This window comes from Agrobacterium sp. MS2, assembly GCF_003261015.1.
In the GTDB taxonomy this organism is placed as follows: Bacteria; Pseudomonadota; Alphaproteobacteria; order Rhizobiales; family Rhizobiaceae; genus Agrobacterium; species Agrobacterium pusense.
The window spans coordinates 481,812-495,341 of sequence record NZ_QLNF01000012.1 but is presented as its reverse complement, the minus strand read 5'-3'; the positions used below and the strand labels follow the sequence as shown (position 1 = coordinate 495,341).

Below are 13,530 nucleotides of genomic sequence, written 5' to 3'. Positions count from 1 at the left end.
CCGATCCCTTGCCGCCGGCGCTGCTGACCCTCTTCGAGGACCTTCTCCAGGGGGAAGGCCGGCACGGCCATGGCGGGCCCAGCATCGGCGTTTGAGTGAGACGCCCGCCGTAAAGGGTCGCCCATCCTCCGGCCGCACATCATGTCATGACCATAAAAGAAAAAAGCCCCGCAAAGAGGCGGGGCAGGTTGATCGCTCGGGGAAAGTTGGGCAATGCCCGGGAGCGATGAGTGGGATATAAGAGACAATGGTGCGGACGCGATAGGCCACTTCCGTCCCAAACAGTACGCCGATGCACAAATTTCACTTAATCCGCAGATTTTTGAACGATGAATTTGACGGATCTGTAAGACAACTTGACAGGCTTTCGCTTTATTCTTTGCTCGCCTCGAATTGCACATATTCTCCTTTAACGTAACGTGACATGAGCAGACGCATGGATAAATCCGGAATCCTCTTTGTGGCGCTTTTGTTGGTGCTTGTTGCAATCGTTTTGAGCCTTACGCTGTTCGATACAGCGCAGCAGGTCCCTTCGATACCTTCAGGTGACGGCTCCCTGCTGCCGCCCGCAGCGACCCCGGGGCAATGATCCGCCAACTGTGAGAGAAGGAAGACGATGCTTGTCGGAGCGGGATTGACGCCCTTTTTCAAACCGCTATAAAGCCTCACCACCATGGATGGGTGTCCGAGTGGTTTAAGGAACCGGTCTTGAAAACCGGCGTGCGTGAGAGCGTACCGTGGGTTCGAATCCCACCCCATCTGCCATCAAGCGCAACATCATTCGAATAATGTCGCGACGAGGCATGTTCTCCCAGCGTTTGGGGATCGCGTAGATCCGTACAAATAAGAAACCCGCCTTCCGGCGGGTTCCAGGCGGCGGTCGTGGATCAGATTTCCGGACAGCCTCGTTCATTTGCGAAGGTGATCCGGTCCGGTCCCCGGCGCGTGAAGCCTTCGACAACAACGCGGCCCGGCGTGACGCGCACGACTTCGGGATCACGAAGGCCTGCTTCACGGGCCGCGGCGCGGGCTTCGCGTTCGCTGCAGCCACGCATGCGTGGAGGACCCCGGCGGTCCATGTCCCGATCACGGTCGCGGATGACGGGACGGACGCCATCCGGGCCGATTCTGAGCTCCATATCCTGGGCACCGGCAGGCATAGGTGCGGCGAAGGATACCAGGGCGATGCCAATCGCCAGACCTGTGGTTTTCATAAAATTTATCATGTTTCCTCCCTCAGCCGAAACCGGCGGAAGCTCGTTTGTTTGCGCGGAGAAAACGCGGTTACCGCTGCTTTGTTCCTTGCGAGGCTGCGAGGGGAGGACTGACGGCGGGCGGATTCCGCCGTGGAGGGGCATGCCGAAAAAATAGAAATCATTAACCACGTTCGTTACAATTTTATCGAATTTGCAAAAGTCGTTCGCATTTTCGCCACGTTATGCACAAGATTAAGCGACTGTTAGGTGCTTCGATGGCAGGGGCAATATCGAGGCAAGTGAGGGTGCGGTTCTCCGAGCCAATAGCAGCGTGGGGCAGACGATTTGAATTCTACGGTCAAGAAAACAGGCATCAGCGCCAGGTCGGGCGTGAAGTGGCTTGCAATTTCCGTGCTTTGCGCTGCAACGGCGTCGTGTTCCACCACCTCCGAGACAAAGCCTAAGCCCAAGCGCAGCAAGGAATATTTCTCCGAATCCGAATATGGCGTGAAGGCCAGCCCGCGCGTTGCCGATGGAAAGAACATCCCGAAGGGTGGCGGACGCGAGCTGCTGGGTAACGCCTACACCGTCAAGGGCCGCCGTTACTTCCCGAAAGAAGAGCCGGGCTACAACAAGGTTGGCCTTGCTTCCTGGTATGGCTCTGCCTTCCATGGACGCCTCACGGCCAATGGCGAGGTTTACGACAAGGAACATCTTTCTGCCGCACATCCGACATTTCCGCTGCCGAGCTACGCGCGCATCACCAATATGGATAATGGCGCGTCGGTGCTCGTCCGGGTCAACGACCGTGGTCCGTTCCACGAGGGCCGTCTGATTGACGTTTCCAGCAAGACGGCAGATCTTCTGGACATGAAGGCGACGGGTACGGCAAATGTACGCGTTCAATATGCGGGCCGTGCGCCGCTCGACGGCCATGACATGCCTTACCTGATGGCTTCCTATATTCCGAAAGGTTCGCGTTCGCCTGGCGTTGCACCTGAAGGGCAGATCGCGACCGGCGTGATGGTTGCTTCGGCCTCGCCGAATTTCGTGCCGGCGCCGACATCGAACCCGAATTATGCCGGCTCGGCTCAGACCGCGCTCGTCGGTTCCAAGAAGAATGCGGCGCTTCAGGCCATGCCACTCGTCAACGGTGTACAGCCCGCATTCGAACAATTCGCGATCCTGCCGGAAATCGGCCCGATCCTGGCGGAGCGCCCCGAAGGTAACTTCCTGCGGGAACCAGCAGCTCCAGGCGGCAATTATCTGCGTGTGCCCACGCCGTCTTCCAAATATGCAGCGGCCTATTCCGAAGAATCCGCCGCCGTATCCAAAACCGCAAAGGTGTTCGACACCGTGCTCGTCAATCGTGACGGCTTGAGCGAAGAGTCGATCCTCGCCCATGTGAAGCGTCAGCAGGCGAAGTCACGCTGACGGATTAAGGACACCGGCACACCGTTCTCATGGCGGGCGGCCGGTTGTGGCAGACAGCACTGGGCGGTTTCATGCGCAAGACCTTTCATCGCTCCTATCTGTCGGCCGTCGCGGCGGCCGCTTTTGCATTTTTGAGCGCCGGCGCGGCGCAATCGCAGACAGCGCCCTTCATCGCCAAGGCCGAGCAGGCCTATATGATCGATGCCGAAACCGGTACGGTGCTTCTTGCCCAAAATGAGGATCAGTCCTTTCCGCCCGCATCGCTTGCCAAGCTGATGACGGTGGAGGTGGTGCTGGATGCGCTGTCGAAAGGACAGCTGGCGTCGGAAACGGCCTATCCCGTTTCGGAATATGCCTGGCGCACGGGCGGAGCCCCATCGCGAACGTCAACCATGTTCGCCGCCCTGAAATCCTCCGTTGGCATCAATGACCTTCTGACCGGAATCATCGTGCAGAACGCCAATGACGGCTGCATCATCATCGCCGAAGGCATGGCGGGATCGGACGCTGCCTTTGCCAAGCGCATGACGGCACGGGCCGGCGAACTTGGCATGAACCGCAGCACGTTTGCCAATTCCACCGGACTTCCCGATTCCGGAAACCAGACGACTGCCAGGGACATGGTGCGCCTTGCCCAGCATCTGCATGACACCTATCCAGACCGCTACTCGTTGTTTACGAAGCCGGACTTCGAATGGAACCGGATTTTCCAGCGCAACAAGAACATGTTGCTGATGCCGGGAAGCGGTATAGACGGTCTTGGCCTCGGTTTTGCAGAAGGCAGCGGTTTTGCCGCCGTGGTTTCGGCGGAGCGGGAAGGACGCCGCATCTATCTGGCGCTTGCCGGCATCGCAGACGACAAGACGCGGCAGGAGGAAGCGCGCAGAGTGGTGGACTGGGGCCTGACCGCCTTCGAAAAACGCCGCCTGTTCAGCAAGGATGAAGTGGTTGGCTCCGTCAGCGTGTATGGCGGCGATGCCTCCTATGTCGACCTTTCTCCGAAGGACGATATCAGCGTCCTGGTGCCCGTCAACAATCCGGAACGCCTCTCCGGACGTATCGTCTATCGCTGGCCGCTGAACGCGCCGCTCGATGTCGGGGCGAATGCCGGAACGCTGAAGATATTCTCGGGCGAGCGTCTATTGCGCGAAGTGCCGCTCTATACGAAGAGCCGGGTGAACAAGGGGTCGCTCACCCAGAATGCCGCAGGAGCATTGAAGGAACTTCTGCTGTTCTGGCTGTGAAGTGCGGTTCAGCACGCGCCATTTCTCCTATGCTTTTGTTCAGGCACCGGTTTTTCTGAAAAGCGCTTCACACATTTCGGTCCGATGCTGTAAACAGGCATTTCAACATTGACGTGAATTCCTTGCAGGACGTGACATTGGCCGAAAAGACCGGATTGTTCATCAGCTTCGAAGGCGGCGAAGGCGCCGGCAAATCGACGCAGATTCGCACGCTTGCCGAGGCGCTTCGCGATCGTGGCTTCAAGGTGGTCGTAACGCGTGAGCCCGGCGGTTCGCCGGGCGCGGAGGCCGTAAGACATGTTCTCCTTTCCGGTGCGGCGGAGCCCTTTGGCGTCCGGATGGAAGCCATCCTGTTCGCCGCCGCGCGCAACGATCACGTCGAAGAGGTCATTCGCCCTGCGCTGGAGCGCGGCGAGATCGTGCTCTGCGACCGGTTTCTCGATTCATCCCGCGTCTATCAGGGCACGACCGGCAATCTGGAGCCGGATTTCATCGAGACGCTGCAGCGCATCGCGATTGATGGCGTCGTTCCGGAGCTGACACTGATTTTCGATATCGCTGCCGAAAAAGGCCTTGCCCGCGCCAGAAAGCGTGCGGATGAAGGCGCGAAGCCCGATCGCTTCGAGAAAGAGGAAATCGAAACCCACGAGAAGCGGCGGGAAGCCTATCTCGATATAGCGCTTGCCGAGCCGCGTCGCTGCCGCATCGTCAATGCCGATCAGCCGGAAGAAAAAGTTGCGGAGGATGTCATGTCCTTCGTCGAGCCCTTGCTCGAACAGCTGGGGACCGAGGCGGGCAGGGCCCATGAGTGAGGTCCAGGGCGTTCTCGACGGTGCAATCGCGCCGCAGCAGAACACGAGGCTTTTTGGCCATGAGGAGGCGGAGGCGTTTCTCGCGCAGTCCTATCGCTCTGGCAAAGGCCATCATGCCATTCTCATCGAAGGGCCGGAGGGCATCGGCAAGGCGACGCTCGCTTTCCGTTTCGCCAATCATGTGCTGAACCATCCCGATCCTTTGTCGGGGCCGGAGTTTCTGCCAGACCCCGATCCGCAGTCGCTGGTCAGCCGGCAGATCACCGCCGGCGCCTCGCATAACCTGCTGCATCTCACCCGGCCCGTGGATGAAAAGACCGGCCGCGTGAAATCCGCCATCACGGTGGACGAGGTGCGACGGGCAGGGCATTTTTTCTCGCAGACCTCGGGCACCGGCAACTGGCGCATCGTCATCATCGATCCCGCCGACGATCTCAACCGCAATGCCGCGAACGCGATCCTGAAAATACTGGAAGAGCCGCCCAAAAGGGCGATGTTTCTCGTGCTCTCCCACGCACCGGGAAAATTGCTGCCGACAATCCGGTCACGCTGCATACCGCTCAGGCTGCTACCGCTTTCGGATTCAGCCATGGTGCAGGCGCTCGATCATCTCGGCATAAGTCTCTCGGAGGAAAAGCGCGATGCCCTGCTTGCCGCCTCCAAGGGTAGCGTTGCGCAGGCGCTGAAGCTGATGAACTACGGCGGCTCCGATATTGTCGAGGCCCTTGCGGCAGTCATGAATGCCGACGGCCCGGGCGCCCGCAAACAGATGCACAAGCTCGCCGAGATCCTGGCCCAGAAGGATGGCGACATCGTCCTCGGTTTCTTCATGGAACATGTAACGGAAGATCTGATGGCGCGCGCGCGCGCGGCGGCCATGACGGGCGATATCACGGCTGCGGAAAGGCTGGCACGGCTTTCTTCGGCGCTCTCGGAACGCATCACCGTGGCGCAGGCCTATAATCTCGACAAGAAACAGATGGTAATTTCCATTCTTGAGGATATCCGGGGCGTCTAATGCCGAAAAATCGTAAGGACCGAAGTTGCCTTTTCGGATTGGCCCACTCTAAGCCGCATTACCCCCGGGATTGACACGGGAATCCACAACCCGCTGAAATTAATGGATACTCGGCTCGAGCCCGAGGATGACGAATAGTCGGCAATATTGATATCAGTGTACCAATTCGGTAGCTTTTTCTTTCGCTGCTGCGAACAATGGTTTAAGAGCGGTCTATCCAAAAAACAGCGCGTAAAGTCGATAGACCGTCATGACAGACAAGACACCATTCTACATCACCACCGCGATCTCCTATCCCAACGGCAAGCCGCATATCGGCCATGCCTATGAACTGATCGCAACGGACGCCATGGCACGCTTTCAGCGCCTGGACGGAATGGATGTGTTCTTCCTGACGGGCACAGACGAACACGGCCAGAAGATGCAGCAGACGGCACGAGCGGAAGGCGTTTCGCCGGAAGAACTCGCGGAGCGAAATTCCAATCAGTTTCTCGAGATGGGCAAGCTGCTCAACGCCTCGAACGACGATTTCATCCGCACGACGGAAGAACGACATCACGAGACCTCGCGCAATATCTGGAACCTGATGGCCGAGAGCGGCGACATCTACAAGGATAGCTATGCCGGCTGGTATTCCGTTCGTGACGAGGCCTATTACGCCGAGGACGAGACGGAAGTGCGCGCCGATGGCGTCCGTTACGGCCCGCAGGGCACGCCGGTGGAATGGGTGGAGGAGGAAAGCTATTTCTTCAAGCTCTCCGAGTACCAGGACAAGCTGCTGAAGCTCTATGAGGAAAACCCCGACTTCATCGGTCCGGCGGAACGCCGTAACGAAATCATCTCCTTCGTGAAATCCGGTCTGAAGGACCTGTCGATTTCCCGCACCACCTTCGACTGGGGCATCAAGGTTCCCAATGATCCGAAGCACGTGATGTATGTCTGGGTCGATGCACTGACCAACTACATCACCGCAACGGGTTACCTCGAAGACAGGAACGGACCGCGGGCGAAGTATTGGCCGGCCGACGTGCATATCATCGGCAAGGACATCATTCGTTTTCACGCCGTCTACTGGCCAGCCTTCCTGATGAGCGCGAAGCTGCCGCTGCCCAAGCGCGTTTATGCACATGGCTTCCTGCTCAACAAGGGCGAGAAGATGTCGAAGTCGCTCGGAAATGTCGTTGATCCCGCCAATCTGGTGAACCATTTCGGCCTTGATCAGGTCCGCTATTTCTTCATGCGCGAAGTCTCCTTCGGCCAGGACGGCAGCTATAGCGAAGAGGGCATTGCCACCCGCATCAATGCCGATCTTGCCAATGGCATCGGCAATCTCGCCAGCCGTTCGCTGTCGATGATCGTCAAGAATTGCGACGGCAAAATCCCGACGCCTGGTCCGTTCACCGACGAAGACAAGGCGATGCTGGCGTCTGCAGACGGTCTGCTTGCCATTTGCCGCGAGGAGATGGGCAAGCAGCTCATCCACCGCGCGGTAGCCGCCATTATTGCCGTCGTTTCCGAGACCGACCGCTATTTTGCCTCTCAGGAGCCTTGGGCGCTGAAAAAGACCGACCCTGAGCGGATGGGCACCGTGCTTTACGTCACGGCGGAAGTCGTGCGCCAGATCGGCATTCTCCTGCAGCCCATCATGCCGGGTTCCTGCGAAAAGCTGCTCGATCTCGTTGCGGCGCCAGCCGACAAGCGCGACTTCGCGGCGTTGGGCGAAGCCGGTCGTCTGGTGCCGGGGACACCACTGGAAGCTCCGAAGCCAGTCTTTCCGCGTTACGTCGCGCCGGAAGCGTGAAGGCGACCACGATGCTGATCGATACCCATTGCCATCTGGATTTTCCTGATTTCGAGGCGGAGCGCGACGACATCATCGCTCGCGCCCATGCCTCCGGCGTGAGCCAGATGGTGACGATCTCGACCCGGGTGCGTCGTCTGCCGGAGCTGTTGAAGATCACGGAAAAATATCCGTCAGTCTTTTGCTCGGTCGGCACCCATCCGAACAATGCCGATGAGGAACTGGATATCTCCGCCGATGAGCTGGTGCAGCTAGCCGAAAGTCATGAGAAGATCGTAGCGATCGGAGAGGCGGGTCTGGATTACTTCTACGACACGCAGAAGCCCGAAGACCAGAAGACCGGCCTTCTTCGCCATATCGAGGCGGCGAGACGAACGAAGCTGCCGCTTGTCATTCACAGCCGCAGTGCCGATGACGACATGGCCGCCATCCTGCGCTCCGAAAGCGGGAAGGGCGCATTTCCGTTCATTCTGCACTGCTTTTCCGCTGGTCCCGAGCTCGCAAAAACGGGTGTCGAGCTTGGCGGATATGTGTCTTTCTCGGGCATTCTGACCTTCCCAAAGTCGCAGGATATTCGCGATATCGCTGCAACCGTGCCTCTTGACCGGCTGCTTGTAGAAACGGACGCACCCTATCTTGCGCCGAAGCGCTGGCGTGGCAAACGCAACGAGCCTTCCTACGTCGTCAATACCGCGGAGGTTCTGGCCGAGGTGCATGGCATCTCCTTCGAGCGGATGGCCGAGATCACCACCGAAAACGCCTTCCGCTGCTTTTCCAAGATGACAAGGGTGTAGGCGTGGCAATCTACCGTCGCCGCTTCACGGTTCTCGGATGCGCCTCGTCACCCGGCGTGCCGCGCATTAACGGCGACTGGGGCGCCTGCGACCCCGATAATCCGAAGAACCGGCGCACGCGTGCGGCCTTCATGGTGGAACAGATCGGTCCGGATGGCGGCAAAACGATCGTTGTGATCGATACTGGTCCTGATTTTCGCGAGCAGATGATCGCCGCGAAGGTGGAGGCTATCGATGCCGTTCTCTACACCCATGCTCATGCCGACCATCTGCATGGCATTGACGATCTGCGCATCTATTTCGCACTTCAGAAAAGCCGCGTCCCGATCTATGCCGATCCCATTACCATGGCGCGCATCCGCGATGGTTTTGCCTATTGTCTCGAGACGCCGGCGGGCAGCAATTATCCACCGATTGTCCGGCCTTATCTGATTGCCGATATCAACGAGCCGGTTGTTATTGATGGAGCAGGAGGACCAATCGCCTTTGGGGTGCATATGCAACAGCATGGGGACGTCCATTCTCTGGGTTTCCGCATTGGTGATGTGGCCTATTGCACCGACGTCAGCGATTTTCCGGCCGAAAGCCTGCCGAAACTCGCCGGACTTGAGGTGCTCATCATCGACGCCCTGCAATATCGCTACCACCCCAGCCATCTATCACTCGAACAGGCGCTCGGCTGGATCGAAACACTGGCACCCAAAAGGGCGATCTTGACCCACATGCATATTCCGCTCGATTATGAGACGGTGATGCAGGAAACGCCTGATCATGTTGAACCGGCTTATGATCAGATGCGTTTCGAAATTGAGATCGATCTCGAAACCGCCTGACGCCGCCTGAAAAGGAACAGCATGTCGACTAAGCCTTTCCGTGCACCGAGTATGGCGAGCTTCTTCGACAATCTGCGCGCCAGCCGCCTGCGCGCCATGTTCCGACGCGGCGAACTCGGCCTCGTCGCGCTTGCCGTGCTCATCGGCATCGCAGCCGGCCTGCTGGTGGCGTTGGTCGGCGCTTTGAGCACGGCATTGCATGTGCTCGTCTTTGGCGTCGAACGTCTGAGCAGCAGCGATCTTTCTGGACAGATCGTGCTGGTGGGGCCGATCATGGGCGGTGTCCTGCTCGGGCTGATCATCTTCATCCTCTCCAAAACCCGCAAAAAGCCGATGGTCGACCCCATCGAGGCAAATGCGCTGCATGGTGGCCGCCTGTCGCTCACGGACAGCATCATTGTCTGCGTGCAGAACATCGTTTCCAACGGTTTTGGCGCATCTGTCGGGCTCGAGGCGGGCTACACGCAGATTGCCAGCGGCGTTGCATCGAAGATCGGCATCAAGCTGAAACTGAGGCGAGGGGACATGCGCATCCTCGTTGGCTGCGGCGCCGCGGGCGCCATCGCGGCCGCCTTCAACGCGCCTCTGACTGGCGCATTTTACGCCATCGAACTCATCATCGGCACCTATACAGTCGTCACGCTCGCCCCGCTGATCGTTTCGGCGCTGGTGGCGACAACCGTTATCGGCCTGATTGGCGGCCATGGCCTTTCCATCGATATCGTCGATGCCAGCCGCGTGACGCCCGCCGATTACGTGCCGGCTATTTTTCTTGGGGTTGTGTGCGCGGCAATCGGTATCGTGCTCATGCAGGCGGTGTCCTTCATTGAGGAGACGGCGCGCAAAAGCGCTATTCCTGGCTGGCTGCGTCCTACGCTTGGCGGCATCGTTGTCGGTGGGCTGGCGTTGATTTCACCGCAGGTTCTCTCGAGCGGCCATGGAGCCTTGCATCTCAACATCGATGCCGACTTGACGATCTACGGGCTTGCAGGATTGTTCCTGTTGAAGGCGGCGGCCAGCGCGATCTCGATAGGTTCGAATTTCCGCGGCGGCCTGTTTTTCGCCTCGCTGTTCATGGGATCGCTGCTCGGCAAGATTTTCGCACTCTGCGCGCCCTATATCGGCTATGGCTCGACGGCCCCGATCGTCTACGCCGTGATCGGCATGAGCGCCTTTGCCGCCGCCATCATCGGTGGTCCGCTGACAATGACATTTCTGGCGCTGGAACTGACCGGCGACTTCCAGATTACGGCGCTCGTGCTTGCCGCCGTCATCACCACATCGCTGGTGGTGCGCACCACCTTCGGCTACTCCTTCGCCACCTGGCGTTTTCACCTGCGCGGTGAGAGCATTCGCAGCGCCCATGACATCGGCTGGATCCGCGACCTGACGGTGGGCAAGATGATGCGCGCTGACATCCGCAAGGCCAATGTCAGCATGGGGCTTCCGGCCTTCAAGGAGAAGTTCCCGCTCGGTTCAACGCAGCGGGTCATCATGACCCACGATGACGGGCGCTATGCCGGGATCGTTCTCGTGCCGGAAATCTATGCCGATCCGATGGATCGCGACTCAAGCAAGATCAGCCTCGAGACCTATCTGCACTACAAGAACGACGTGTTGCTGCCGACCATGAATGCACGGCAAGCGGCGGCAGCCTTCGACGCGGCAGAAAGCGAAGCACTCGTCGTCGTCAACGACAAGATCGAAAATCGTCCCGTTGGCCTGCTTACCGAAAGTCACACGCTGAGACGCTACAGTGAAGAGCTCGATCTACGACGCCGAGAGGCATCAGGAGAATTATGATCGACCTGGATATGGATCTTTCAATGCGACAAGCGGCGCTTTTCAATGATGACAGCAACGGCGCTGCGATCTGACAGCTTACGGCATTCCCGGTAATTAAGCACAAAAGTTCCATAATAAGGGTTATGCGATTATTGTATGCATGCTGGCGGGGTCGGGAATGACGTCGATTTGCAAATGTTCCTATGGGTTGTCTCCTGCAAGGCACATTCAGTGAAACATGCCTGTCCCAATATCGGCATGGATGAGAGAAGCCAGATCGCTCGCTGGCATAATGGCCCCTCGTCTAATCACACAGAACCTTTAAAACTCGCTGATGGAACGCTTCTTGTGAAACCTCAGCGGCAGGCCCTTCGATCCATTCCAAATCGAGATTCAGTTTTCCTGTAGGAACCATTTGCTGTGCGATCTCAGCCGGTGTGGTTTCGTCGCTGGTTCCGTTCTCCCAGTCGTGAAAGGCTGATGAGTATCGAACGACCGCTCCACTGGTCGGCAAATCGAGCAACCCTCCCTCGGCAAAAAACGTCAAGCCGTCGCCCATTTCTTCCCCGACGAGCTTGAGCCTACGTCCCAGACGATGTTTGAGAATGGCCACAAATACTATCGCTGCAGAAAACGTAAACTTATCGACAAGCACAACAACCTGCCTGCCTGCGTTTTCAGAGATGGCGTCGATCAAGGGCATAGTTTGAAGAAAATCGCCACCGGTGTTTCCGCGAACATCAATCAAGAGTTTGTTGTTCCCGCAGGTTCTCACGCGCTCCGCCGCAGCGGAGATGGCTTTCGGCAGCGCACTTTCGCTTGGGTCGAAGAAACTCGGCAATAATATTGAAAGCCCAAACTCCTGCCGGTCCTCAATCTCCACAAATGTCCGAGGTTTCCAGGCCGGGTCAGCCTTGCCATGCTCGTTTCTCGGGTAGAGCATCGATGCCGGAACGGTAAGCCGGTTCTCCACTTTCAGGTCGGTGATCTGCCCATTCTGGCCTTTCAGGCGATATTCAGTGCTACTCTCTTTTGAAGAAAACCCGAGATGGGCCAATGCATATGGCCATGCGAGGAGAATCGGTCCGATCACCCGTTTCCGCTGGCGCGTTCCCGCCAGAAATTTCCCTGCGGCGGCTTCAATCTGGCTAAGGGGTGTGCCGTTGACTGCTATCAGCTCCCCTCTTGGCACAGTTGTTTCCAGTGCCGTGTCAGTTAACTGCACCGCCGTTCCAACGCTTACAAACCTCAGCGGGAGCACCGAAATGGAATCGTTCGGGATCAACCGTGTGTGTCCGTTGTCGGGAAGCGCAAGCAGGCGCATCGCGGAAAACAGAAAGGCCTCTTTGGAGCCCTCCAAAGCGTATCGTCGGGTATCATAAATGCAGCGATCTATCATCGCCGGTTCGATGCGCCGAAAGCTGGGATCGACTGGCAGGACAGTGTCCAGAATTTTCTCGAGGTCTTGCATCAGCGACATGATCCACGATGCGCACAGCTCTCTGTCGATGTCCAGATTGGGCTTGAGCCAGACCTTCCCTCTTCCCGTAAAATGCAATTCTTATATGAGTTTAACATAAGCCGACAAGCCATTGTATTTATTATAAAGCGTCCAAAGATAAAAACTTGGCCGTCTTTTCTTTGAGGGACTCCATCTGCCGCCGTTTATCTGTTATTGCTCCTAGCGAAGAGCATTGGCGCATCGAGGTAGACTTTGCCTAAGTAAATACCGGTCTCAATCCAGTTTCACCCTGTGCGGATAGCCACCGGCTGTCTGCTCATGATCATGTTCATCGGGTGGTGGCAAGAGACCGGTCTGGCATCGTTACAATGTGCCGTGCGCAGCTATGCTGTTTCAGCTCTTCACCACTCCAGAACACCGCCACGCCGTTCCCGCATGGGTTTTCTCCTGCACCATCTTGGTGGACTTCCGAATGGAAGACCAACCGACTATGTGCAATATATTTCGGGTCCAGTGGACCGTTACACCCAGAACCGCGCCGCAGCCCTGGATTGCCTGCAGCGGATGCGGAGAAGCAAGGCCATTTCAGCCGAGCGGCAAGATCCGCCTCAATGCCAATGGCCGCAAGCTGGATGCCTGGCTCATATACAGATGCCGGATATGCGACAGGAGCTGGAACCGGCCGATCTTTGAGCGGCGGACTATTCGCGACATCAGCCCCTCTGTTCTCGAGGCGCTGCAGAACAATGACCCGCAGTGGATAAGGTTGGAAACGTTCAATCTCGAGGCGTTGAGACGCAGCTCGCAGCGCGTCGACGAGTTTCCCGAATTCGATATCGTGAAAGAGATACGGGATGAACCTCCCGATTGGGTCTTGGCGGAAATCGATCTCATCGTTCCGTTCCAGACCGGTATACGCCTCGACCGTCTGCTGGCGTCTGAGCTTCGGCTCTCGCGGTCGCTTCTACAAAGGCTTCAGCGCGGCGGCCGGATTCGCACGCACGGCGACGCCTCCGATCCATGGCGACGCCAGGTGAAAAACGGCACGCGGATCGTGATCGAGAGGTGCGATGGCCTCGATCCGGTATGTTTGTGGAAATCTGTCACGGCGGAGTGCTAGCGCACAGCGAGGGCCTGAAGTTCGGGCCCTC

12 protein-coding genes and 1 tRNA gene are annotated in these 13,530 nt (G+C 58.0%); 10 read left to right on the top strand and 3 right to left on the bottom strand.

Annotated elements, in window-relative coordinates:
• Positions 1–372 precede the first annotated feature (372 nt).
• Positions 373–675 carry a hypothetical protein gene (locus tag DOU54_RS27370; protein WP_162702017.1) on the bottom strand — a complete coding sequence of 101 codons (303 nt, stop codon included), beginning with the start codon at positions 673–675 and terminating at the stop codon, positions 373–375.
• Here DOU54_RS27370 and DOU54_RS07195 point away from each other — a divergent pair.
• A tRNA-Ser gene (locus DOU54_RS07195) sits at positions 676–765 on the top strand. It begins immediately after the preceding gene.
• A gap of 122 nt (positions 766–887) precedes the next feature.
• Here the strand turns inward: DOU54_RS07195 and DOU54_RS07190 are convergent.
• The gene (locus tag DOU54_RS07190) at positions 888–1,226 is read right to left on the bottom strand and encodes a hypothetical protein (protein ID WP_004441749.1); all 339 of its coding nucleotides are present in this window, start codon (positions 1,224–1,226) and stop codon (positions 888–890) included.
• Positions 1,227–1,541: 315 nt separating this feature from the next.
• Between DOU54_RS07190 and DOU54_RS07185 the strand changes: the two genes are divergently transcribed.
• The 8 genes from DOU54_RS07185 (at position 1,542) to DOU54_RS07150 (ending at position 10,935) form a co-directional block, all read left to right on the top strand.
• Positions 1,542–2,630: a septal ring lytic transglycosylase RlpA family protein gene (locus DOU54_RS07185; protein ID WP_006697463.1), complete on the top strand. Its 1,089-nt coding sequence runs from the start codon at positions 1,542–1,544 to the stop codon at positions 2,628–2,630.
• A 71-nt stretch (positions 2,631–2,701) separates the two neighbouring features.
• Positions 2,702–3,874 carry a D-alanyl-D-alanine carboxypeptidase family protein gene (locus DOU54_RS07180; protein WP_113380649.1) on the top strand — a complete coding sequence of 391 codons (1,173 nt, stop codon included), beginning with the start codon at positions 2,702–2,704 and terminating at the stop codon, positions 3,872–3,874.
• A 137-nt stretch (positions 3,875–4,011) separates the two neighbouring features.
• A complete protein-coding gene (tmk, locus tag DOU54_RS07175; RefSeq protein WP_004441759.1) occupies positions 4,012–4,686 on the top strand; it encodes a dTMP kinase in 675 nt (224 codons plus the stop codon).
• A complete protein-coding gene (locus DOU54_RS07170) occupies positions 4,679–5,704 on the top strand; it encodes a DNA polymerase III subunit delta' (RefSeq protein WP_113380617.1) in 1,026 nt (341 codons plus the stop codon). The genes tmk and DOU54_RS07170 overlap by 8 nt, the downstream gene beginning before the upstream one ends.
• A gap of 250 nt (positions 5,705–5,954) precedes the next feature.
• The gene (gene metG, locus DOU54_RS07165) at positions 5,955–7,505 is read left to right on the top strand and encodes a methionine--tRNA ligase (protein ID WP_006697458.1); all 1,551 of its coding nucleotides are present in this window, start codon (positions 5,955–5,957) and stop codon (positions 7,503–7,505) included.
• A gap of 11 nt (positions 7,506–7,516) precedes the next feature.
• Positions 7,517–8,299, top strand: coding sequence for a TatD family hydrolase (locus tag DOU54_RS07160; RefSeq protein WP_006697457.1), 783 nt, complete (start codon positions 7,517–7,519; stop codon positions 8,297–8,299).
• Between the two features lie 2 nt (positions 8,300–8,301).
• The gene (locus DOU54_RS07155) at positions 8,302–9,132 is read left to right on the top strand and encodes an MBL fold metallo-hydrolase (RefSeq protein ID WP_113380615.1); all 831 of its coding nucleotides are present in this window, start codon (positions 8,302–8,304) and stop codon (positions 9,130–9,132) included.
• A 21-nt stretch (positions 9,133–9,153) separates the two neighbouring features.
• Positions 9,154–10,935 (top strand): chloride channel protein, encoded by a 1,782-nt coding sequence (locus DOU54_RS07150; protein WP_113380614.1) that lies wholly within the window; start codon positions 9,154–9,156, stop codon positions 10,933–10,935.
• Between the two features lie 286 nt (positions 10,936–11,221).
• Here the strand turns inward: DOU54_RS07150 and DOU54_RS07145 are convergent, their stop codons facing one another.
• Positions 11,222–12,388, bottom strand: coding sequence for a S41 family peptidase (locus tag DOU54_RS07145; protein WP_286079871.1), 1,167 nt, complete (start codon positions 12,386–12,388; stop codon positions 11,222–11,224).
• Positions 12,389–12,869: 481 nt separating this feature from the next.
• Here DOU54_RS07145 and DOU54_RS07140 point away from each other — a divergent pair, with 481 nt between their 5' ends.
• The gene (locus tag DOU54_RS07140) at positions 12,870–13,499 is read left to right on the top strand and encodes a DUF1062 domain-containing protein (protein WP_113380613.1); all 630 of its coding nucleotides are present in this window, start codon (positions 12,870–12,872) and stop codon (positions 13,497–13,499) included.
• Positions 13,500–13,530 lie beyond the last annotated feature (31 nt).